Origin of the sequence: Tropicimonas aquimaris (genome assembly GCF_042676185.1) — a bacterium.
Classification (GTDB): Bacteria; Pseudomonadota; Alphaproteobacteria; order Rhodobacterales; family Rhodobacteraceae; genus Tropicimonas; species Tropicimonas aquimaris.
Genome location: NZ_JBHTJT010000051.1, coordinates 154519 through 174731, shown reverse-complemented (window position 1 = coordinate 174731; position 20213 = coordinate 154519). Strand labels below are relative to the sequence as shown.

General features: G+C 63.8%; 21 protein-coding genes and 1 tRNA gene. 9 read left to right on the top strand and 13 right to left on the bottom strand.

Translation table 11 applies throughout. From position 1 onward, the window contains the following. The first annotated feature begins 258 nt into the window (after nt 1-258). Nucleotides 259-2745, top strand: coding sequence for a sulfatase-like hydrolase/transferase (locus tag ACFQ2S_RS21950; protein ID WP_386078053.1), 2487 nt, complete (start codon nt 259-261; stop codon nt 2743-2745). 84 nt (nt 2746-2829) lie between these two features. Here the strand turns inward: ACFQ2S_RS21950 and ACFQ2S_RS21945 are convergent, their stop codons facing one another. After that, nucleotides 2830-3141: a SulP family inorganic anion transporter gene (locus ACFQ2S_RS21945; RefSeq protein WP_386078372.1), complete on the bottom strand. Its 312-nt coding sequence runs from the start codon at nt 3139-3141 to the stop codon at nt 2830-2832. A 215-nt stretch (nt 3142-3356) separates the two neighbouring features. Here ACFQ2S_RS21945 and ACFQ2S_RS21940 point away from each other — a divergent pair, with 215 nt between their 5' ends. Continuing rightward, entirely contained in the window at nt 3357-4877 is a 1521-nt protein-coding gene (locus tag ACFQ2S_RS21940) for a cation:proton antiporter (protein ID WP_386078051.1), read from the top strand. Nucleotides 4878-5290: 413 nt separating this feature from the next. Here the strand turns inward: ACFQ2S_RS21940 and ACFQ2S_RS21935 are convergent. The 4 genes from ACFQ2S_RS21935 to ACFQ2S_RS21920 all read right to left on the bottom strand — a co-directional run bounded on the left by ACFQ2S_RS21935 (nt 5291) and on the right by ACFQ2S_RS21920 (nt 9432). Continuing rightward, a tRNA-Thr gene (locus tag ACFQ2S_RS21935) sits at nt 5291-5366 on the bottom strand. Between the two features lie 136 nt (nt 5367-5502). Further along, a complete protein-coding gene (locus ACFQ2S_RS21930) occupies nt 5503-7014 on the bottom strand; it encodes a heme biosynthesis protein HemY (RefSeq protein WP_386078048.1) in 1512 nt (503 codons plus the stop codon). Nucleotides 7015-7025: 11 nt separating this feature from the next. Continuing rightward, entirely contained in the window at nt 7026-8633 is a 1608-nt protein-coding gene (locus ACFQ2S_RS21925) for a hypothetical protein (protein WP_386078045.1), read from the bottom strand. Between the two features lie 76 nt (nt 8634-8709). After that, complete coding sequence (locus tag ACFQ2S_RS21920; protein ID WP_386078042.1) at nt 8710-9432, bottom strand: uroporphyrinogen-III synthase; 723 nt, start codon at nt 9430-9432, stop codon at nt 8710-8712. Nucleotides 9433-9489: 57 nt separating this feature from the next. On the opposite strand from ACFQ2S_RS21920, the gene tsaD reads away from it, so the two are divergent. The 4 genes from tsaD to ACFQ2S_RS21900 all read left to right on the top strand — a co-directional run bounded on the left by tsaD (nt 9490) and on the right by ACFQ2S_RS21900 (nt 11777). Continuing rightward, complete coding sequence (gene tsaD / locus ACFQ2S_RS21915) at nt 9490-10614, top strand: tRNA (adenosine(37)-N6)-threonylcarbamoyltransferase complex transferase subunit TsaD (RefSeq protein ID WP_386078040.1); 1125 nt, start codon at nt 9490-9492, stop codon at nt 10612-10614. Between the two features lie 72 nt (nt 10615-10686). After that, nucleotides 10687-10959, top strand: a complete 273-nt coding sequence (locus tag ACFQ2S_RS21910; protein ID WP_386078038.1) for a YciI family protein — start codon at nt 10687-10689, stop codon at nt 10957-10959. Then, nucleotides 10959-11378 carry an EVE domain-containing protein gene (locus ACFQ2S_RS21905; RefSeq protein ID WP_386078036.1) on the top strand — a complete coding sequence of 140 codons (420 nt, stop codon included), beginning with the start codon at nt 10959-10961 and terminating at the stop codon, nt 11376-11378. The genes ACFQ2S_RS21910 and ACFQ2S_RS21905 overlap by 1 nt, the downstream gene beginning before the upstream one ends. Nucleotides 11379-11393: 15 nt before the next feature. Beyond that, on the top strand, nt 11394-11777 hold the full coding sequence (locus ACFQ2S_RS21900; protein ID WP_386078034.1) for a DUF1761 domain-containing protein: 384 nt from the start codon (nt 11394-11396) through the stop codon (nt 11775-11777). Between the two features lie 412 nt (nt 11778-12189). Here ACFQ2S_RS21900 and ACFQ2S_RS21895 read toward each other — a convergent pair whose 3' ends face one another. Together ACFQ2S_RS21895 and ACFQ2S_RS21890 are read right to left on the bottom strand one after the other, a co-directional pair. Continuing rightward, a complete protein-coding gene (locus ACFQ2S_RS21895) occupies nt 12190-12531 on the bottom strand; it encodes a DUF2853 family protein (protein WP_386078031.1) in 342 nt (113 codons plus the stop codon). 107 nt (nt 12532-12638) lie between these two features. Next, nucleotides 12639-13106: a MarR family winged helix-turn-helix transcriptional regulator gene (locus ACFQ2S_RS21890; RefSeq protein WP_386078028.1), complete on the bottom strand. Its 468-nt coding sequence runs from the start codon at nt 13104-13106 to the stop codon at nt 12639-12641. A gap of 112 nt (nt 13107-13218) precedes the next feature. On the opposite strand from ACFQ2S_RS21890, the gene ACFQ2S_RS21885 reads away from it, so the two are divergent. Beyond that, entirely contained in the window at nt 13219-13644 is a 426-nt protein-coding gene (locus ACFQ2S_RS21885) for an organic hydroperoxide resistance protein (RefSeq protein WP_386078026.1), read from the top strand. 57 nt (nt 13645-13701) lie between these two features. Here the strand turns inward: ACFQ2S_RS21885 and lysM are convergent, their stop codons facing one another. Together lysM and ahcY are read right to left on the bottom strand one after the other, a co-directional pair. Then, nucleotides 13702-14127 (bottom strand): peptidoglycan-binding protein LysM, encoded by a 426-nt coding sequence (gene lysM / locus ACFQ2S_RS21880; protein WP_386078024.1) that lies wholly within the window; start codon nt 14125-14127, stop codon nt 13702-13704. 206 nt (nt 14128-14333) lie between these two features. Continuing rightward, on the bottom strand, nt 14334-15728 hold the full coding sequence (gene ahcY, locus ACFQ2S_RS21875; protein ID WP_386078021.1) for an adenosylhomocysteinase: 1395 nt from the start codon (nt 15726-15728) through the stop codon (nt 14334-14336). 143 nt (nt 15729-15871) lie between these two features. Here ahcY and ACFQ2S_RS21870 point away from each other — a divergent pair, with 143 nt between their 5' ends. Further along, a complete protein-coding gene (locus ACFQ2S_RS21870) occupies nt 15872-16435 on the top strand; it encodes an HD domain-containing protein (RefSeq protein ID WP_386078369.1) in 564 nt (187 codons plus the stop codon). A gap of 30 nt (nt 16436-16465) precedes the next feature. Here the strand turns inward: ACFQ2S_RS21870 and ACFQ2S_RS21865 are convergent, their stop codons facing one another. The 4 genes from ACFQ2S_RS21865 to ACFQ2S_RS21850 form a co-directional block, all read right to left on the bottom strand. After that, nucleotides 16466-16807: a hypothetical protein gene (locus ACFQ2S_RS21865; RefSeq protein WP_386078019.1), complete on the bottom strand. Its 342-nt coding sequence runs from the start codon at nt 16805-16807 to the stop codon at nt 16466-16468. Between the two features lie 198 nt (nt 16808-17005). Further along, nucleotides 17006-17407 (bottom strand): hypothetical protein, encoded by a 402-nt coding sequence (locus tag ACFQ2S_RS21860; RefSeq protein WP_386078016.1) that lies wholly within the window; start codon nt 17405-17407, stop codon nt 17006-17008. Between the two features lie 5 nt (nt 17408-17412). Further along, complete coding sequence (locus ACFQ2S_RS21855) at nt 17413-17967, bottom strand: ActR/PrrA/RegA family redox response regulator transcription factor (protein ID WP_386078013.1); 555 nt, start codon at nt 17965-17967, stop codon at nt 17413-17415. Nucleotides 17968-18072: 105 nt separating this feature from the next. Continuing rightward, nucleotides 18073-18702 carry an SCO family protein gene (locus ACFQ2S_RS21850; RefSeq protein WP_386078010.1) on the bottom strand — a complete coding sequence of 210 codons (630 nt, stop codon included), beginning with the start codon at nt 18700-18702 and terminating at the stop codon, nt 18073-18075. Nucleotides 18703-18795: 93 nt separating this feature from the next. Here ACFQ2S_RS21850 and regB point away from each other — a divergent pair, with 93 nt between their 5' ends. Continuing rightward, entirely contained in the window at nt 18796-20196 is a 1401-nt protein-coding gene (regB, locus tag ACFQ2S_RS21845) for a sensor histidine kinase RegB (protein ID WP_386078007.1), read from the top strand. Nucleotides 20197-20213: the final 17 nt, after the last annotated feature.

The window sequence follows — 20213 nt, the reverse complement described above, 5'->3', positions numbered from 1 at the left end:
GGCAGGCCGATACGTCATTGACGGTCTGCCAAGAGCACGTCCAAGTGCCGGCCACAAACGGTCGCGCAGTTTTTCTGCGAAATGTCGGGAGGGACGCGCGACCGATCCTTCTTTCACAAAAATGACCTCGTTCCCGAAACGGCACTCGCCCGTGTGCCCGCCGGCGCCGGTTCGGCCAGCGAGACGCATTTGACCGACATCATGGTTGCCGCAGACTCACTGACTTAGGGTCATCGGTATGGGGAGTGGGAGGTTCAGGTGGCGATCCAGACAGGCCAGAAGAATATCCTCCTGATCACAATCGACGACATGCTCGATGTCGTCCGTTACCGGGATGCGTTTGGCGTTCCGATCCTTACGCCGGCAATCGACGAATTGATGCAACGCGGGGTGACCTTCGAGAATGCATCGACGGCAGTGCCGCTGTGCGTCCCGTCCCGGACCGCCGTCCTGACCGGTCGCAGCCCGTTCCAGACGGGCGTTCATGACAACGGCGGCCCGCAGACACAGGATATCGTCACGGCCAGTCAGACGTTGATCGGTCAGGCACACGAAGCCGGTTGGTTCACAGCATCGCGCGGAAAGCTGTTTCACGGCCAACTCGCGAACCTCTCGGTGCAGGAATACCTCGATCCCGTTCTGGATCTCGCTGATTGGAGCGATGGATATTACCGATCCGATTTGCCGTTTCCCTATCCTCTCGGAGATTCGCCTGTTCCCGAGGACGAAACCTACGATGCTCTCACGGCTGAATTCGCCGCAGCGTTCCTGAAGGACCATTCCGGCGAGGCGCCCTTCTTTCTTTCAGCCGGAATCGTGAAGCCTCACTTTTCCTGGGACGTCCCGAAACAATACTATGACCTCTACGATCGCGCCGAGATCCGGGTTCCCGACGATCCCCTGATTTTGCACGAGGATCTGCCCGAGTATTTTGCCGATGTCCTGAGTGGCGGAACGTTCCGCCATGACAAGATCCTGGCGAGTGAGCCCGAACTCTGGGGTGATGCGATCCATGGCTATCTTGCGGCGGTGAGTTTTGCGGATGCGCAAGTCGCCAAACTGCTCGAAGCCATGGACGAACAGGGCCTTTGGGACAGCACGACGGTCCTTCTGTGGTCCGACCACGGCTTCCATCTGGGTGATCGGGAGCACTGGGGGAAGTTCACGCTCTACGAGGAAGCTGTTGCCTTGCCTTTCGTGGTCGTGGATTCGGACATCGGGGCGCCGGGGACGAAAGTTTCGACGCCAGTCAGCACGCTCGACATCTGGCCGACATTGTCGGCGCTCGCCGGCATTCCCGCCCCGATCGATGCGGCGGGACTCGATCTTTCACCTTTGATCTCCAATCCCGATGCAGAGTTTGATCGACAGGGAGTCATCACGTCGCTTTACGGCAACCTGTCGGTCCGAACGGAAGCTGCGCGCTACAACCTTTATATGTCAGGCGAGGAGGAGCTCTTTCTTCTCGACAGCGGCCAGGTGTTCGGCACGGACCTGTCGAAAGACGATCAATACCTCCCGCTGCTCCAGGAGATGCGCGCGACGCTGAAGCAAGAGGCTGGGGCGTTGGGCGTGGAACTCGTAAGAGACGGGGAAACCGGACGGGGCACGGACGGAAACGACGTATTCGTTCTGATCGGCACGACCGAAGTCGAGGATCAGGGAGGTGACGACGCCTATTACCTGACCTCGCAGGCAGTGGTGATCGAGCCCGAGAACGGAGGCATGGACCGAGCTTACATAGGCGAGCCCGACCTTGTGCCACTTCCCGAACACATCGAGTTCGGCGAGATCGTCGGGACGGCCCCCGGCGGCTTGATCGGTAACTCCGAGAACAACGAGCTGATCGGAAACAACAAGGACAACGCCCTCTACGGAATGACAGGCGATGACAGGCTCGTCGGGCTGAACGGAAATGACGTCCTGAAAGGCCAGTTTGGAAACGACCATCTCTACGGGGGAGAGGGGAACGACGTTCTCTGGGGCGGAAAGGGCGACGACATCATCGAGGGTTACTTCGGCGACGATACCCTGCTCGGCGGGGATGGCGATGACATCCTGCACGGCGGCAAGGGCGTCAACCAACTGACCGGCGACGAAGGAACCGACATGGCCTCCTATTCGGGTCCGGTCGGGGTCACGGTGAGCCTCAGAAACCACGATTTCCAACAGGTGAACATCGACCGGACGGATCTGTTGGCCGATATCGAGAACATCCGTGGCAGCAATGGCGACGACACACTCGAAGGCAACCGTTACAGGAACTACCTGATTGGCGGCGACGGAGAGGATCAGTTGCATGGCATGGGGGCGAACGACGTGCTGAGAGGTGGCGACGCCGCCGACCTCGTCGCCGGCGGTGAAGGAGCCGACAGATTGTTTGGCGGAGCTGGAAACGACACTCTCATTGGCGGAAATGGCAATGACCGGATCGAAGGCAATTCCGGAACCGATATTCTCAAGGGAAAGCGGGGCGATGACAGTCTGATCGGCGGCGTTTCCTCCGACACATTCGTCTTGAAGCCGGGTTACGGAAACGACGTGATCCTCGACTTCGAGAACGACCTCGACAGGATCAAACTGGACGCCCTGCTTTGGACGGGCGCGCTTACCAGGGTCGAGGTAATCCGGAACTTCGCCATTTCGGCAAACGGCGACACCGTGCTGGATTTCGGAGACGACAGCCTGACGGTGATCGGAATCGACGATCCATACGACCTCGTGGACGACATGGTGATCGTCTGAGGTCAGAGATACAGTCCATCAACAGGTGAATGCCGCTCGCGCGTGCCTCACCGCAGCCTTCCTGTGGACATGACCAGGGCGGCACTACCTGGTTCGGCGCACCTGACGCGGTTTCGGCGACACGCCACCCTCTACCCGGGTTGGCGTCATCGGATCCTCCACATAGACCGGAAGTCCCGAACGGGCATTCGGAATAGCGAGGCCCGGCTGAGTGCCTACGGGCATTGCAAGGCTCGTGGTTGAAGCGACACCTAGAACCCGCGAGCTGCCGATCAGGGCATAAACCAACATCGGAACGAAGGTGGTATGCAATCCGACACTGAAGGGCGGCGCTGCCACGGTCGTATGGCCCAGGAACTTCGGCAGCACCACCGAGGAGCCTCCAAGCCCGGCGATGGGATCTTGGCGAATTCGTTGACGAGAGCGAAAGAGATCGACCTTTTCAACCTGACGGCAGAATGGAGTCAGGTGGAAGACGAGCCGCTTGGGCGCGGCGATTTCGTGGTGTTCGTCGGTCGCACCGGGCGACGCTGGTATCCTCGTCCAGGCAGAAGCTTAGTCAGAACCGGGCCGACCGCCACCGATACCCGGAACAGATCGATCCTGGCCGCGTGGAGCAGTGGCTCAGACGATTTTTCGCGATCTGCGTTGCCGGAACGACGCCGAGCCGATATGCCAGCGGGCCCGGCTCCGCCAAATATCCACTCTCGATACGAAGATTGAGTCAGCGGCCTGCCCCTCGATCGAGGAAGAGTTTTCAACGCACACCGCCCGATCCAACGGCTGTTGCCTGTGGCCGGAATTCAGCAGTGAGCCACCGTTCGGTCATCGCTTCGCTTGGGCTGGATGATCGGTCCGACAGGGCCGTTCTTGACCTTGTATCCCGACGTCGCGATCCTCGGCCAGCCGCCAAGGAAGCAAAACTCCTCATGGAACACCATCTCGTCTACATCGTCTTCGTGATGCTCCTCTATTGCCTTTTCTCCGCCAGGGTCGAGGGACTCGGCATCACGATGCCTATGGTGTTTCTCTCCCTCGGCGTGATCATCGGCATTGGAGGCGTGGACCTCGATCTGGAATCGGCAACCTCGTTTCACCACCTGGCCGAGGTGACCCTCGCGCTGGTGCTGTTTGCGGATGCGACCACACTTCGAAGGGGGGCCGTGGACCGCATCAGCATGAGAACCATGAGAATGCTTCTGCTCGGCCTGCCGCTTGCGATCGGTCTTGGAGCTTTGGTCAACATGATCTTCCTGCCCGACTGGCCGTTCTGGGAACTCTGCCTCCTCGCCGCGCTACTTGCCCCGACCGATGCGGCACTTGGTCAGTCCATCCAGTCCAATGACCGGATTCCTCAGACGTTCCGTGACGCGATCAATGCCGAAAGCGGGTTGAACGACGGTCTCGCGCTGCCTTTCGTGATCTTCTTCGCCGGGCTCGCCGCAAGCGAGGCCGATCCGATCCATGGTGACCAGCGACTTCTGACGCTGGTCGCAACGCAGATCGGCATCGGGACCGTCTTCGGCCTCGCCGGCGGCGTGTTCATAGGAAGGCTTCTCAACCTTGTTCTTGCACGGAAGCTGATGGACCCGGGGCTCGGCCAGGTGGCGTCGTTGTTTCTTGTCGGGTTCATCTTCTTCGGCGCGGAGCATTTCGGAGGAAATTCCTTCGTTGCGGTCTTTATGGCAGGGATCGCATTTGCAAACGTTGCCAAGGGGTCTGCCCAGCATGCCAGGCACTTTCTCGAAGGCGACGGGCAGTTTCTGGCGATGCTGAGTTTCTTCTTCATAGGCGCGCTTTTCGTGCCCGTGGTGCTGGATCAACTGACGCTTGCCGGCCTGCTGGTTGTGGCCCTCTCGCTGCTGGTCGTGCGGCCGGTTGCGATCTGGCTGTCGCTCCTTGGGACTGACACCACCATCAACGAACGGCTGTTTTACGGCTGGTTCGGTCCGCGCGGTCTTGCAACGGCGCTGTTCGCCATCTTCGTCGTGCTCGACTTCGATGGGCTTCAGAAGATCGACGGGGTTCTGGTCCTGGCGATCACTGCCGTGCTGACCTCGGCCTTCGTGCACGGCTTTTCCGCCAAGTATGCATCTGAGATATTCAAGCTCGAAAAGACTGGTGACGGCTAGCAGGCGATAGCAGAAAAGCCTGTCAGCGCTTTCCCTCGAACCGTCGACGCAGCCGGGACATCGAGTTAAAACAATGGGCAAACGGAACCTTCAAGGAGGTCACCGCGCATGCTAGGAGTCCGCCCTTCTTTTCCGGTGCTGCCGTGCTCTAGGCAAGTTTTCTCGATTGCCGCTAAGGTCGGGCCTGTTGACATAACCGAGGCTGGTGCAGCCCACGGCACGGGGAAGAAGCGGTCTTTCCAGTCCTTCGCCGAGCCCTTCGTATCCGTCAGTTTGCACGCCAGAAACCGCGCAGATCCGGGGGGGGGGGCGCGCGATGAAGGGACCCCTCGTACCGAACGGAGTGGCTTTATCGGCGGATTGACGAGTCCAACCACCCCGTAACTCTTTTGATTTTCGTGTTCTGAGAAGGATGGTGCCGGTGAAGGGACTCGAACCCCCGACCCCATCATTACGAATGACGTGCTCTACCAGCTGAGCTACACCGGCATCCTTCTCTACTCCGCCCGAACACTTGGGATCGGTGGCCCACACGAGGACGTTGCGGGACGTTCCCGAGGGGGTCGTGTGGCCTCTCTCCGGAACGCCGGCGTGGCATACACCGCATTTCGGGCGGTGTGTAGCCCTATTTTTCGACCTTGCCTTCGAGAACGGTCTCGTCCTCATGCGCCCCTTCGGTACCAGGCTCCACCGGCGCATCCACCGGAGGCTCGACGGATTCCGCCATCTCCGCAGCGGCTTCGGCGGCGGTTTCATCGGCCGACTTGCCGACGATCAGCGGCAGCATCTCGCTGCCGGTGGGCATGGTCAGTTCCGATGTCTCCAGCTCGCGCCAGCTCAAGGTGTCGAAGCCGCCGCAATGGGAGCAGACCGGCGTCCAGGTCGGCTCGGTGTGCTGACAATTGTCGCAGATCCACTGCGGGCCGCGCGGCGCGATGACAGCGCGGGCAAGCCAGCCGCGGACCACGGCGTCGTCGGCACCCTCGCCCCGTTCCACCGCAGCCATGATCGACAAAGACCGGGCGGTCGGCGTGGTGGTGGCAAGATCGCCAAGGGCACGGCGCGCGGCGGGAAAATCCTCGGCGGCGATGTTCAGCTCGGCGAGGAGCATCTTGGTTTCCGGGTGGTCCGGCTGGATCCTGGTCAGCTCCATGAACCGCTTCAGGCGCGCCTTCGGATCGTCGTCCGGCACGATCTCGGCAAAGGCCACGGCCAGTTCCGGATGCGGGTTCATTTCCCAGGTCTTCTTGAGCACCCGGGCCGCGTGGCGCGGCTTGCCCTTGTCGATGTAGCCACGCGCGGCCATCATCGAGGCCGGGATCAGGTCCGGCGACAGTTTGTTGGCCTCGATCGCAGCTTCCCGCGCCTCGATCGACTTGCCGGCATCCAGAATATCCTTGGCCTCGGAGACGGCCAGGACGGCATCCCGGCGGCGGTGCACGTCGCGCGGCATGGTGCCGGTCTTGAGCTTGGTGCCGAGCGTCTTTCGGGCGCCGCTCCAGTCGTGCTTCTCCGCCTGCAGCTTGAGCAGCGTGTCCTGAACCTCCTCGTGCCGCGGCTTCAGCGCATAGGCCTTCTGGGCCAGCGCCAGCGCGGTGTCGGTGTCACCTTCGGACAGCTTCTGCTTCATGATCCCGCGGATGCCGACGAAGCGAGTCTTGTCGTGAGCCAGCAGCGCCTTGTAGGCCTCCTCGGCCTTCTTGCGCTCGCCGATCATCTCGGCGGCCTCGGCGGTGATCACGTTGGTCACCTGCGGAAGCTGGAGATACTTCTCAGCCTTCGCAGCCTTGGCCATCGCTTCCTTGCCCTCGCCGGCGGCCAGCGCCAGCAGCGAGTCGACGAGCATCCGGTAGCCCTTGCGCTCGCGGTTGCGGTCGAAATAGCGCGACAGCGCGGTTTCATCACCGAGCAGGAACTTGATGAACGCGAGCAGCAGGCCGACCAGCTTGAAGATCAGCCAGAGCAGCCCAAGACCGGCCAACGCCGCCAGGACCGCCTGCAGCGGACCGAGTTCGAACTCGTAGACGCCGACCGAGATCAGGACGCTGGGCCCGGTCTCCATGATGTATCCGGCGCCAATGGTCAGGGCCACAACCACCGCAACAAACAACAAAATCTTGATTAGGGACCAAAGCATCGCGGGCGTCCTCAGTTGGTGGCCAGGGTGGCGGCAAGTTCATCTGCGGCGGCTACCGCCTCGGCACGTTCGGTGGCAAGCGCCACCCAATCCGTCATTTCCTGCTGCCCAACCTCAGGCAGGGTGGAAAGTTCGGCGACGGCATCCACGAGGCGGGCCTCGCGGGTTGCTGCCTCGGCACGGCTCAACACCGCGTCGGGATCGTTCCCTTCACGGGGGGCGAGCGAGCGGAAACCAGATTGCGCCTTCAGGAAGGTCGTCAGGCGCCCCTCCATGCTCTCCTGCTCAGCCACCTGGCGAGAGGCGGCGAGGGCGGCACGGGCGGCCGGTGCGAACGCCTCCTGCAGCTCGGCCAGCGTCGAGACGCCGTTCTCGGCCGCGGCGCTGAGCGCGCCGGGGATCTCGATGCCCTCGAGCTCCGCAAGGGTCTCGGCATAGGGCGCGCCGGTTTCCAGCGCGGCCTGGATGTCCACCATCGCCTGCGCCCGGGCGGCGCGCTCCGCGCGCTCGGCGGCGGCGGCTGCCTCTGCCTCGGCGGCGGCAATCGCTTCCTGCGATTCGCTGGTGGCCACCTGCACGGCCTCTTCCGCGGCGGCGGCGGCCTGGGCCACCATCTCCTCGGACCGGCTCAGCATCGCCTGAAGCTCCTCGCGCATCTGCGCAACTTCGCGACCGTAGGCTTCCACCGCGGCAATCGACGCGGGATCCGTGGCCTCGGCGATCGGTCGCTTCTCCAACTCATCGATACGGCCGGTGATTGCCGCGGTCTCGTCGAGCAACGTCTGAACGGAAGAGCGGGTCTCGCCGAAAGTGACTATATCGGATTGCACGCCGGACAGCGTTTCCCGAAGTGCGGTCAATTCGCTTCCCGTCTCGGCCTTAGTGGCTTCGAGATCGGCCTGCTTTGCCGCTTCGGCAAGATTACCCTGCAGGGTGGCGACTTCGCCCTCGAGCGACGCGATCTCTTCCTTGAGCGCCGTGGTCCCGAAATCCGGCATCATGCTCTGGGGGATCACGAAGGGCGCGGCAAAGGCAAGCCCGAGGGTTGCGATCACGCCACCGAGGAAACCGGAGAGCACACCGCCGCGCCTTTCGACGACGATGGTCTCCTTGCCGGTCACCGGGAGCGGCTGCTCGTCCGCGATCCGGTCGGGCTCGAAGGTGAAGCGGCTGCGCTCGCCGGAAGCCTCCTCGACCTGCTCCGGAGTTGCGCCGTCAAGCGCTTCCAGGTCGGCAACATCCTGATCGGAAACAGAGTCCGGTTCGACTTCGTCTTCCGGCGCCGCGTCCGTCCCGGTTGCAGCGTCCACGAAATCGGGATCGGATTCGACGGGTTCGGCCGTCTCCTCGTCCGCGGCGATATCCTCGAGCACCTCGGCATCGAAGATCTCGTCGGATGCCGCGACCTCTTCGGGCTCCACCCGGTCGACCTCCGGCAGGTCCTCGGCATCGGGCGTTTCCTCAACAGGTTCCGCCGCATCCTCGACGGCGTCCGTCTCGACCGACTCCGCCGCTTCTTCGGCAGCAACGTCCTCCGAAATCCGGGCCTCGTCGACCGGTTTCTCGTCTGTTGGATCGATCTGGTTCGAAGCCGTTTCGGACTTTTTCTTGTCGGCCAATGAAATCACTCCCCGAATCTGGGCAAACGCAGCGGAACTTGTCCCGCAGGGAACTTAGCTTGGGGAGTGCAATGCCTCAAGCGGAGCGATCTGCGTCAAACAGACTGACCATTGCTTCCAGAACACCGTCGGCATCCGGCGTCCGGGCGATTTCCAGCCTTTCACGCGGCATTGCCTCCCATTCCTCAGCCGCCGCCTGGCTGATCGCGACCGCGTGCAGGCGCGCAACGTGCCCGCCGGCCGCCTGCCGCAACAGACGCGCCGAACGAGGGGAGAACAGGGGCGCCAGCACGTCTCCGGGCGTCATCAGGCATTCCTGCGCTTCCGGCGAAAGTGGTCGCTCCAGCTGGTCATAGACGGTCACCGTCTGCGCTTGCAGACCGGCGGCGCTCAACTCGCCCACAAGGTCCCCCCGCCGGTGGCGGCCCGCCGCGTGCAGGATCAAGCCGTCAGGACGCGCCGCCCGGATCCGCGCGGAAAGCGACGTAACGTCAGGCTCGACCGAGCACAGGCCGAACCCCGCATTGCCTGCTGCCTGGGCGGTCCGAGCGCCCACACACCAGGCCCTTCGGCCCCGAGCATCGATCCGCGCCGCGATCTCGGGGATCGCATGCGCGGAGGTGAACACCCAGTCTGCGGGCAGCGGCTCGGGCAATTCGAAATCGACCGGCACGATCTCCATCAGCGGCGAAATCACCACTGCACCGAACGCACCCAGCCGCGCTTCAGCCTCGTCCCGAAACCGAAACGACGCCGCCTCCGGGCGGGTCAGCAGCAGTGTGGTGCGGGAGATGTTCACTTTTCACGCCTGCGGGACTATCTGGGCCTGATCTTCCTTGCCCCAGGGACCTCCGCCTTGCAACCGCCCGCCTTCTCCGCCGACCGGCCGATCACCCTGCTGGGGATCGAGAGCAGCTGCGACGACACCGGCGCGGCTGTCGTGCGCCGTCATCCCGACGGGCGGGTCGAGATCCTTTCAAACAGAGTGGCCGGGCAGGAGGACTTGCACGCGGCCTTCGGCGGCGTCGTCCCCGAGATCGCCGCGCGCGCCCATGCCGAGAAGCTCGACATCATCGTCGAGGGCGCACTGGACGAAGCCGGGCTGACGCTCGATGCGCTCGACGGGATCGCGGTGACGGCCGGGCCGGGTCTGATCGGCGGCGTGCTTTCGGGCGTGATGTGCGCCAAGGGGCTCGCGACGGGCGCCGGCCTGCCGCTGATCGGGGTCAACCACCTCGCAGGCCACGCGCTGACCCCGCGTCTCACTGACGGTCTGGCCTTTCCCTACCTGATGCTGCTGGTCTCCGGCGGGCATTGCCAGTTTCTGCTGGTGGAGGGCGCAGACAGCTTCCGCCGACTTGGCGGCACCATAGACGATGCCCCGGGCGAGGCGTTCGACAAGACGGCGCGCCTCCTCGCCCTGCCCCAGCCCGGCGGGCCCCACGTGGAGCGCACCGCCGCCGACGGGGACCCGGCCCGCTTCGCCTTTCCGCGCCCGCTGCTCGACCGTCCGGGCTGCGACATGTCCTTTTCGGGCCTCAAGACCGCCCTGCTGCGCGCCCGGGATGCCTGCATCGCCGAGACCGGCTGCGCAGGCCTGCGCAGCCGCGACAGGGACGATCTCTGTGCCGGGTTCCAGGCCGCCGTGGCGGACGTGCTGGAGGAAAAGAGCCGGCGCGCCATCGCGATCTATCTCGACAGCGCCCCCGCATACCCCGCGCTCGCCGTGGCTGGCGGGGTCGCCGCCAACCGGCTGATCCGCACCCGGCTGCAGGCACTCTGCGACGAAACCGGCCTGCGCTTCACCGCGCCGCCGCTCCGGCTCTGCACCGACAACGCCGCGATGATCGCCTGGGCGGGGATCGAACGCGGGCTGGTCGGGCCGGCGGACGACATGACGCTCGCCGCCCGCCCTCGCTGGCCGCTGGACACCTCGCAGGCCGGTATGCTCGGCTCGGGAAAGAAGGGCGCCAAGGCCTGATTGGGCGTTTAGGGACTTGTCAGGCCTGACCGCGCACAAGATTGTGCCAGCAAAACCGACAAGGAGACCCCCATGCTCTATGCCCTGATCTGCCAGGACAAGCCCGGCGCGCTGGAGACCCGGAAATCGAACCGGAACGCTCATCTCGACTACATCGCCGCCACCGGCGTCGTGTTGCAGGCAGGCCCGTTCCTCGATGCCGCCGGCGAGATGTGCGGCTCGCTGGTCGTCCTCGACGTCGAGGACCTGGCCGCCGCCGAAGCCTGGGCGGCGAACGACCCCTATGCCAAGGCGGGTCTGTTCGAGAGTGTCGAGATCCGGGCTTGGAAGAAGGTCGTCGGCTGATGACGTACTGGCTCTTCAAGTCGGAGCCCTCGACCTGGTCCTGGGAGGACCAGGTTGCAAAGGGCGCGGCCGGCGAGCAATGGGACGGCGTGCGCAACTACCAGGCCCGCAACAACATGCGGCTGATGAAGCTGGGCGACCGCGGGTTCTTCTACCATTCGCAGAAGGACAAGGCGGTGGTCGGCATCGTCGAGGTCTGCGCCGAAAGCCACCCCGACAGCACCACCGACGATCCCCGCTGGGAATGCGTGGACATCCGCGCCGTGGTGCCGTTCGCCCGCGCCGTCACGCTTGCCGAAATCAAGGAGCATCCCGAACTGGCCGAGATGGCGTTGGTGAAGAACACGCGCCTTTCCGTGCAGCCGGTGACCGAGGCAGAGTGGAAGATCGTGTGCGACATGGGCGGCACCGCGCCCTGACCTGAGGAGACGACCATGGGAATTCTCGCCGTTCTGATCGCCGCCGCGGTCGCCTGGATCTTTGGTGCGCTGTGGTACAGCGTTATGTCGCAGCGTTGGCTCGATGCCGCCGGGCTGGACGAAGAAAATATAGACCGGGCGAATCCGGTTCCCTATGTTCTTAGCTTCCTCTGCGCGGTTCTGGTGGCGGGCATGACCCGCCATATTCTCGTCAGCTCTGGTGTGACGGGGTTTGGCGGCGGACTGGTGTCCGGTCTCGGGCTGGGGCTCTTCATCGCCTGCCCGTGGATCGCCACGAACTACCTTTTCGCGCAACGTCAACCCGCGCTCATCGTGATTGACGGGATTTACGCGGCCGTCGGCTGTGCGCTCATCGGCGGCGTGCTCGGGCTGTTCTGATCGGAGGGCTGCGCGGGACGCGCGATCAGCCGGAGGCTCTGTGCCGATCTATGGTGTGCCCGGGAACAGGCTCTGCGCCATTCAAGGCCTTGCTCTTCACGCGCCCAATCCAACATTCGAATGCTCCTGCCAATTCCCTTCCATCGCAAGATGGTCTGAGCCCCCTGGTGGCAGCCATTCCAGCAAGATCGGACATTGCGCCGGTGTCCAAAGCAGCACACACTAAAACGTGAATGGAGGGCCCCACCCCGGAACCCTCCATTGCCCCACGTGCCCTAGTCGCACCACACGTGTGTCTGAGAAACTCCGGGGCCTTCCTAGCCCGCAAGCCCATGACTAACCGAGCATCCGATTCCCTGCAAATGCCAAGTACCTGGCATTTGAGGATAATCCGGTAGTTCTCCGGAGAGGGTCAGCCGTAGACGGCTTCCTTCCCGAAATGCCTGGTGAGAAGGTAGTAGACCACGGCGCGATACTTGTTGCGCTCGGACTTTCCGTAGATCTCGACCACCTTGTTGATCCCGTCCATCAGTTCCGGGCCGTCCGCAAGGCCGAGCTTCTTGATCAGGAAGTTCGCCTTCACCGTCTCGAGTTCGCTCTCCTGGCTGCTGGCCACGGTCTCTGCATCGGCGTTGTAGATGGACGGCCCGCAGCCGATGACCACCTTGGTCAGAAGGTCCATGTCGGGTTCGACACCGCATTTTCCACGAAGATCCTCGGCGTATTTCTGGATCAGCTCGTCACGCTTGCTCATTGGCTCTCCCCTGCAACGTGTTGGCGATTGTCCCGCGCCTTGTTGGAATGACGCGAACGTGCGCGTCACGTTACCTCGCATCCCCCGATAAACAAGGAAAAACCTGCCTATTCCGGGTCATCGGATGTGGGCGCAGCCCTGAGCTGGCGGGTCATGTCCCGGATTTTCCGGTTCAACTCCACCACCTCCTCGAGGGAGAGGCCCGTCGCGGCAAAGGCGCAGCGTGTCGCCTCCGCGAGGTCACCACAGGTGCGCCGGCCGTCCGCCGTGAGCGCGATCCTGACCTGGCGCTCATCTTCCGGATCACGCCGGCGCGTCACCAGCCCTGCCGCCTCCATCCGCTTCAACAGCGGGGTGAGCGTTGAGCTTTCGAGGTCGAGCTGGCGTCCGATCTCGCCGACCGACAGGCCATCCTTCTCATTCAGCACCACGAGGACGAGATACTGCGGATAGGTCAGCCCCAGCCTATCCAGATGTGGCTTGTAGGTCCGGTTCATCGCGTGGTTCGCCGAGTAGATTGCGAAGCACAGCAGGTCGGACAGTTCGAGGCTCTGGGTGTCGGTGGCTTGGGTCATGTGTCTTCCAGCGAGAATGTAAGATAATAATTATCGCGCGATCTTTTATCAAGCGATTGACATTCTGCGGCCGGACAATAGCTGTTCGGAAAAAGATCAAAGGAGCCTCCCCATGCCGATCAAGACCCTCTACGAAACGAAAGCCACCGCCACCGGAGGCCGCGACGGCCGCGCGACCTCGTCGGACGGTGAACTCGACGTCGCCCTGACATCTCCGAAGGCGCTCGGCGGCCCGGGCGGTTCGGGCACGAACCCCGAGCAGCTCTTCGCAGCCGGCTATGCCGCCTGCTTCCTGAGCGCCCTGAAATACCAGGCCAACCTGAAAAAGATCGACGTCTCGGATGATGCGTCCATTAAAGCCACCGTCGGCATCGGCCCGGGCGACGGAGAAGGTTTCGCGCTCGAAGTGGCGCTCGAGATCTCCCTGCCGGGGCTCCAGCGCGATGTGGCCGAGGCGCTGGTGCAGAAGGCGCACACCGTCTGCCCCTATTCCAACGCCACCCGCGGCAACATCGACGTTACGCTGTCCATAGCCTGATGGCGGCATCCGGCGCCCCACCACCCGGGCGGGGCGCCATTTCCCTCGGACCCGGAGTCAAGCGGCAGGAATACGCAGCACTTGGCCCGGATAGATCTTGTCGGGGTCGGAGAGCATAGGCCGGTTGGCCTCGAAAATCTCCATATAGCGGCTCCCGCTGCCGAGCGCCTTCTCGGCCACGGCCCAGAGCGTGTCGCCCTCCTCTACTGTGTGGAGGATCGGGTCGTCACCGCCCGTCTGGTCCTCGACGGTCGCAACCCCCTGCACGTTGCCGACGGCGACGATCATCTTTTCCTTCGTTTCCTGGTCCGCGGCTTTGCCGGACAGGGTGACCTTGTCGCCCTCGACCGCGATCTCGACGCCTTTCGCGTCAAGACCAAGATCCTCAACTTCCTTCTTGAGAGCTTCGGCCGGCGGCGCTTCCGAAGCCTCGGCTGCGCCGAGGTTCTTTCCCTTGCCCCTCAAAAAACTGAACAAACCCATTTTGACCTCCGTTTGTTTAAGCGGTACCGAATCTTCCCGCCCCCATCTCGATCAACGACCACCTTATCCTCGGATTCCCGCTGCGAAACATTATTGTCGAGCTGCCTATCGGCGGAGTCCCGCAAACAGGAGGCTCGCAGGCGCTGACATGAAAAGGCCGCCGGGGATCACTCCCCAGCGGCCTGCAGGGCGGGTTTGCCGACGGGTCAGTAGCGGTAATGCTCGGGCTTGAAAGGGCCTTCGACGGTCACGCCGATATACTCGGCCTGCTCCGGCGACAGCTCCGACAGGCGGACGCCGATCCGGTCGAGGTGCAGGCGCGCGACCTTCTCGTCGAGATGCTTGGGCAGGATGTAGACCTCGTTGGCATAGCTATCGCCGTTCTGCCACAGCTCCATCTGCGCCAGCACCTGGTTGGTGAACGACGCAGACATCACGAAGGACGGGTGGCCGGTGGCGTTGCCGAGGTTCAGCAGGCGTCCTTCGCTGAGCAGGATCATCCGGTTGCCATTGGGCATGGTGATCATGTCCACCTGGTCCTTGATGTTCGTCCACTTCATGTTCTTGAGCGCGGCGACCTGGATCTCGTTGTCGAAGTGGCCGATGTTGCCGACGATGGCCATGTCCTTCATCTCGCGCATGTGCTCGAGCCGGATCACGTCCTTGTTGCCGGTGGTGGTGATGAAGATGTCGGCGGTGGCCACCGCGTCTTCCAGGCGGACCACCTCGAAGCCGTCCATCGCGGCCTGAAGCGCGCAGATCGGATCGATCTCGGTCACCTTCACACGGGCGCCGGCGCCGCGCAGGGAGGCGGCCGAGCCCTTGCCCACATCGCCATAGCCACAGACCACGGCGGTCTTGCCGGCCATCATCGTATCGGTGGCGCGGCGGATGCCGTCGACCAGCGATTCCTTGCAGCCATACTTGTTGTCGAACTTCGACTTGGTAACGCTGTCGTTGACATTGATCGCCGGGAAGGGAAGCAGCTCCTTCTTCATCAGCTCATAGAGCCGGTGCACGCCGGTCGTCGTCTCCTCGGAGACGCCGCGGATCATATGGCGCTGACGCACGAACCAGCCCGGGGTCTCGGCGATGCGCTTGCGGATCTGGGCGTAGAGTGCGACCTCCTCGTCCGATTTCGGCACCGCGATCAGGTCTTCCTCGCCTTCCTCGACGCGTGCGCCGAGCAGGATGTAAAGCGTGGCGTCGCCGCCATCGTCGAGGATCAGGTTGGCGCCGCCCTCGGGGAAGTGAAAGATCCGGTCGGTGTAGGACCAGTATTCCTCAAGCGTTTCACCCTTGATGGCAAAAACCGGCGTGCCGCCCGCGGCGATCGCGGCGGCGGCGTGGTCCTGGGTGGAGAAGATATTGCAAGAGGCCCAGCGGACGTCTGCACCGAGCGCCACGAGGGTCTCGATCAGCACCGCCGTCTGGATCGTCATGTGCAGCGAGCCGGCGATCCTTGCGCCCTTCAGCGGCTGCGCTGCGCCGAATTCCTCCCGCAGAGCCATCAGCCCCGGCATTTCCGTTTCGGCAATGTCCAGTTCCTTGCGACCGAAGTCGGCAAGGGCAATGTCCTTTACGATATAGTCCTGCGACACGATCGGCTCCTTCAAAGGTCTTTCAAGAGGTGGATTTCCGTTGCGCGGTGACGTAGCACCGCGGATGCATTCCGGCAAGGACAGGCACTGGAAAAGAATCGGAGGGAAAGCGGGTGGCAAAACCGGTACGCGCCTGGCAACGCATGCTCTCGGGGCGGCGGCTCGACCTGCTCGACCCGACCCCGGTCGACATCGAAATCGAGGATATCGCCCACGGCCTCGCCTTCGTCGCGCGCTGGAATGGCCAGACCAAGGGGGATTTCGCCTATTCCGTCGCCGAGCATTCACTGCTGGTCGAAGAGATCTTCGGGCGGATACAGCCCGGCGCGCCGACGAAATGGCGCCTCGCGGCGCTACTGCACGATGCGCCGGAGTACGTGATCGGCGACATGATTTCTCCCGTGAAGGCGGCGGTCGGCCCAAACTACGGCGCATTGGACGAGCGGCTGACCGCGGCGATCCACCTGCGTTTCGGTCTGCCCGCCCAGATCCCGGCAACGGTGAAGAAACAGATCAAGAAGGCCGACAAGGTGAGCGCCTGGCTGGAGGCCACGCAGATCGCGGGCTTCTCCGTGGCGGAATCCAACCGGTTCTTCGGCAAGCCGAAATCCGAGCTGATCGACGGGCTGACTCTTCACCTGCGCCCCCCGGTCGAGGTGCGCGAGGCCTTCACGCTTCGTCATGCCACGCTGTTACAGGGGCTGTGACAGGAAGGTGCGTCTGGCGCCGCGGCTGCGTCAGCCGCAGGCTTTCGTCACTGCGCTGGCCTGGTTGGGACTGTGGCAGAGGCAGGTAGAGCCTTTCCAGTTGTTGTTGTTTGAACCACCCGATTTGTCTGCTTCACAGCAGGCGATCAGAGTGTTCGCGTAACTAACGATGAGGTTCTTGTCCTCAACGGTCGGCGCGTTGTTCTGGTAGATGCTGTCAAGCCTGTTCAAGGCGTCGAGCGCCGGGTTGTTATAGTTGCAGGCCTTGCGATCCTTGTTGGACGGGAAGGAGTCCGCGCTCTGCGCCGTCACGGGCAGGGCGGCGGCGATCATCCCAGTCAAGGTCAACATCATCAGTGTCGTGCGGGCCATTACAGCCATCATGCGCCTTTCGAATCTAGCGGTCTTCGCCATGCCGGGGTCGCGGCAGGCAGCGGGCTTTCGCACCGCTCCGCGAGGGGTTCAAGCGGAATGCGAGCTCACGCCGGCAATCGTGATCTACGGGCGATTTGCGACTGTTTTCGGGATGCGGTCAGGACAAGACTTGGGCATCGCCGCGGCAGGATCAGGTCAGGCCCCGCAGGTCCGGCCCGAGGATGCGTCGCTGGTCTGCCAGCCGACGAGCGCCGGCAGGTCGTAGGGCTGGGGCGCGAAGAAGAGCGTGGTGCCGTCCGGCCAGCGCGCGGCCCTGAGCCCGGGACAGGCCGGCCCGACGGAGGAGGCACGGCTCCCCATCAGCTTGGCCATCGCGGCAACAGCGCCCGGTTCGGCGCGGCCGAAATCGATCTCTTGCCCCGTGGTGCCGGCGCGGATGCGGTCGGCCGCGAAAACCGGATCAGCGACCTTCACCACCGGGCCGCCGCCCGTCGCGCTGGCGGGAGTATCAGGCCCCTGCGGCGCGCCGCAGGCCGCCAGGACGACACAACCGGCCACGAGGGCCGGCCGGTAGAGGCGGTTGCGCAGGCCCGGCACGGGCGTCAGCGCGGGCTGCGCTTGGCGAGGATGCGCTGGAGCGTCCGGCGGTGCATGTTGAGCCGCCGCGCCGTCTCGGAAACGTTCCGATCGCAGAGCTCATAAACCCGCTGGATGTGTTCCCACCGCACCCGGTCCGCCGACATCGGATTGTCCGGTGGCGGCGGCAGGTTGTCACCATTGGCCAGCAGGGCTGCCGTCACGTCGTTGGCGTCCGCCGGCTTGGAGAGGTAGTCGGTTGCGCCGATCTTGACCGCGGCGACCGCCGTGGCGATGGCGCCATATCCGGTCAGCACAACCACGCGGGCGTCCGGACGCTTCTCGCGGATCGTCTCGACCACGTCGAGGCCGTTGCCGTCCTCGAGCCGCAGATCGACGACCGCATAGGCCGGGGGACGCGCTGTCGCAACGGCCTTGCCGGCCGCCACGGATTGCGCCATTTCGGGCTGGAAGCCACGTTTCTCCATAGCCCGCGCCAGACGGCGCAGGAAGGGCTCGTCGTCATCGACGATCAGAAGCGACCTGTCTTCCCCGATATCCTGCAATTCTCGCTCCGCCACGGGCGTCCTCCGGAAAAATCCACTCGGTTTCGACGGAGCCTAGTGTCACTGCGCCGCAGCGTCAAACGGTTGCGTTGCGGCATTGCCTTCCGCGCAACACCCGGATCAGAGCTTCTCCAGGAAGCACTGCACCTGGTCGGCGAGCTGGTCGCCCGTCAACTCCCGGCGGAAGAAGCTGAGATAGCCGGTTTCGGGCACCACCAGGTAGGTGAAGGTCGAGTGATCGATCAGGTAATACTCGTCCTCGGGGTCACGGATGTTGAAATAGGTCCGGTAGGCCTTGGACGCGGCCCGGATCTGCTCTTCCGAGCCGGTCAGCCCGAGCATGTCGGGGTGCAGGTTCTCGGTAAAATCTGCCATCGTCTGCGCGTCGTCGCGGCCCCAGTCGACGGAGACGAAGACCGGCTGAACGTCGAAGCCGCGCTCCGCGAGGATGTCAACGGCCTCCGCGTTGCGGACCGTGTCGAGCGGGCAGACATCAGGGCAGTAGGTGTAGCCGAAATAGAGCAGCGTCGGCCGGGTGAAGATCTCCTTGTCTGTCACGGTCTCGCCGGTTTCGCTTACCAGCTCGATCGGCCCGCCAATCACGTCCGTGCCACCTGCGACCTGGCCTCCGATGCATTGTGCGAAGCGATCGTCCTGCCCACCCCGCTGACCCAGCATGAGAGCGGCGGCGCCGGCGAGGACGGCAGCGACCACGGCAGTCGCGGCAATGACTTGGGTTCGCTTGTGCATTTATCCAATCCTCCGGTGCAGTGTCGTTTGCCGAGGCTTTGAACCCGGGCTATCAAGGCGGTCGAACTGCCCAGTCCAGATTCAGGAGCGCGCATGGCTGACACTTCATTTCCGGTATTTGACGGAATGTCGAGGAGCCACTGGGTCCGTCTGCACACGATGATCGTGCTACGCTGGGTCGCAGTCAGCGGGCAGATCGCGGCGATCTTCATCGCGTTGTCGGTCTACCGCGTGCAGGTGCCGCTCGGCCCCTGCTTCGCGGCGATCGGGCTCGCGATCATCGCCAACCTGTTGGCAGTATTCGTTTATCCGCAGAACAAGCGGCTTTCCGAGAATGAGACGCTGTTGACGCTGGCGTTCGACCTGACGCTGCTGACCATGCTGCTCTACTTCACCGGCGGGCTCGACAATCCCTTTGCCCTGCTGGTCCTCGCACCGGTCACAATCTCGGCAACGGCCCTGGGGGCGCGCTCGACCCTCATTCTCGGCGGGCTGGCGGTGCTTTTCATCACCATGTTGCTGTTCGTGCACATCCCGCTGCAGACCGACCGCGGCGAGCTGCTGCAGATGCCCGACATCTTTCGCTTCGGCTTCTGGGTGGCGATTGTGATCGGCGTGGCCTTTCTCGCGCTCTACGCCCGCCGGGTCGCCGGCGAGATCAACTCGATGTCCGACGCTCTGGTCGCCACGCAGATGGCGCTGGCCCGGGAACAGAAGCTGACCGACCTCGGCGGCGTCGTGGCCGCGGCCGCGCACGAGCTCGGCACCCCGCTGGCGACGATCAAGCTGGTCAGCTCGGAGCTGATCGAGGAGCTGGAAGACGACGAGGACCTGCGTCTCGATGCAGAACTGATCCGCGATCAGGCCGACCGCTGCCGCGACATCTTGCGCTCGATGGGCCGAGCCGGGAAGGACGACCTGCACATGCGGCACGCGCCGCTCGACACGGTGATCCGGGAAGCCGCCGAGCCGCACGAGGACCGCGGCAAGCAGATCGAATTCGACGTCGCCCCCGGCACGGGCGGGGGCAGCCGGCAACCCTCGATCCGGCGCCGACCGGAGATCATCCACGGCCTGCGCAACCTGGTGCAGAACGCGGTGGATTTCTCGGTCTCGACGGTATGGGTCGATGCCAAGTGGACCGAGGACAAGGTGATTATCCGCATCTCCGACGACGGCCGTGGCTTTCCGCCCAATGCCATCGGCCGGATCGGCGATCCCTTCATGCGCATCCGAAAATCGCAGTCCGACAGGGCCAGCCGGCCGGAATACGACGGCATGGGCCTCGGCCTCTTCATCGCCAAGACGCTGCTCGAACGCTCCGGCGCCCAGCTGACCTTCTCCAACGGCGCGGACCCCTTCCTGACCGAGTCCGAACGCCCCGCCCGCAGCGGCGCCATTGTCGAAGTGGTGTGGCCGAGAAACCTCATCGCCGCAGAAGACGACGAAACCAGCGCCGGATTGGGCGAAAACCTCCAGATTCCCGTCGGTTGAACATCGCACGGTTAACG

Bases quoted from the DNA above. Each gene is read 5' to 3' on its own strand.
- ACFQ2S_RS21930 (WP_386078048.1), bottom strand. From the start codon at position 7,014: ATGCTTTGGTCCCTAATCAAGATTTTGTTGTTTGTTGCGGTGGTTGTG.
- ACFQ2S_RS21910 (WP_386078038.1), top strand. From the start codon at position 10,687: ATGCTCTATGCCCTGATCTGCCAGGACAAGCCCGGCGCGCTGGAGACC.
- ACFQ2S_RS21905 (WP_386078036.1), top strand. From the start codon at position 10,959: ATGACGTACTGGCTCTTCAAGTCGGAGCCCTCGACCTGGTCCTGGGAG.
- ACFQ2S_RS21900 (WP_386078034.1), top strand. From the start codon at position 11,394: ATGGGAATTCTCGCCGTTCTGATCGCCGCCGCGGTCGCCTGGATCTTT.
- ACFQ2S_RS21895 (WP_386078031.1), bottom strand. From the start codon at position 12,531: ATGAGCAAGCGTGACGAGCTGATCCAGAAATACGCCGAGGATCTTCGT.
- ACFQ2S_RS21890 (WP_386078028.1), bottom strand. From the start codon at position 13,106: ATGACCCAAGCCACCGACACCCAGAGCCTCGAACTGTCCGACCTGCTG.
- ACFQ2S_RS21885 (WP_386078026.1), top strand. From the start codon at position 13,219: ATGCCGATCAAGACCCTCTACGAAACGAAAGCCACCGCCACCGGAGGC.
- lysM (WP_386078024.1), bottom strand. From the start codon at position 14,127: ATGGGTTTGTTCAGTTTTTTGAGGGGCAAGGGAAAGAACCTCGGCGCA.
- ACFQ2S_RS21870 (WP_386078369.1), top strand. From the start codon at position 15,872: ATGCTCTCGGGGCGGCGGCTCGACCTGCTCGACCCGACCCCGGTCGAC.
- ACFQ2S_RS21865 (WP_386078019.1), bottom strand. From the start codon at position 16,807: ATGGCCCGCACGACACTGATGATGTTGACCTTGACTGGGATGATCGCC.
- ACFQ2S_RS21850 (WP_386078010.1), bottom strand. From the start codon at position 18,702: ATGCACAAGCGAACCCAAGTCATTGCCGCGACTGCCGTGGTCGCTGCC.
- regB (WP_386078007.1), top strand. From the start codon at position 18,796: ATGGCTGACACTTCATTTCCGGTATTTGACGGAATGTCGAGGAGCCAC.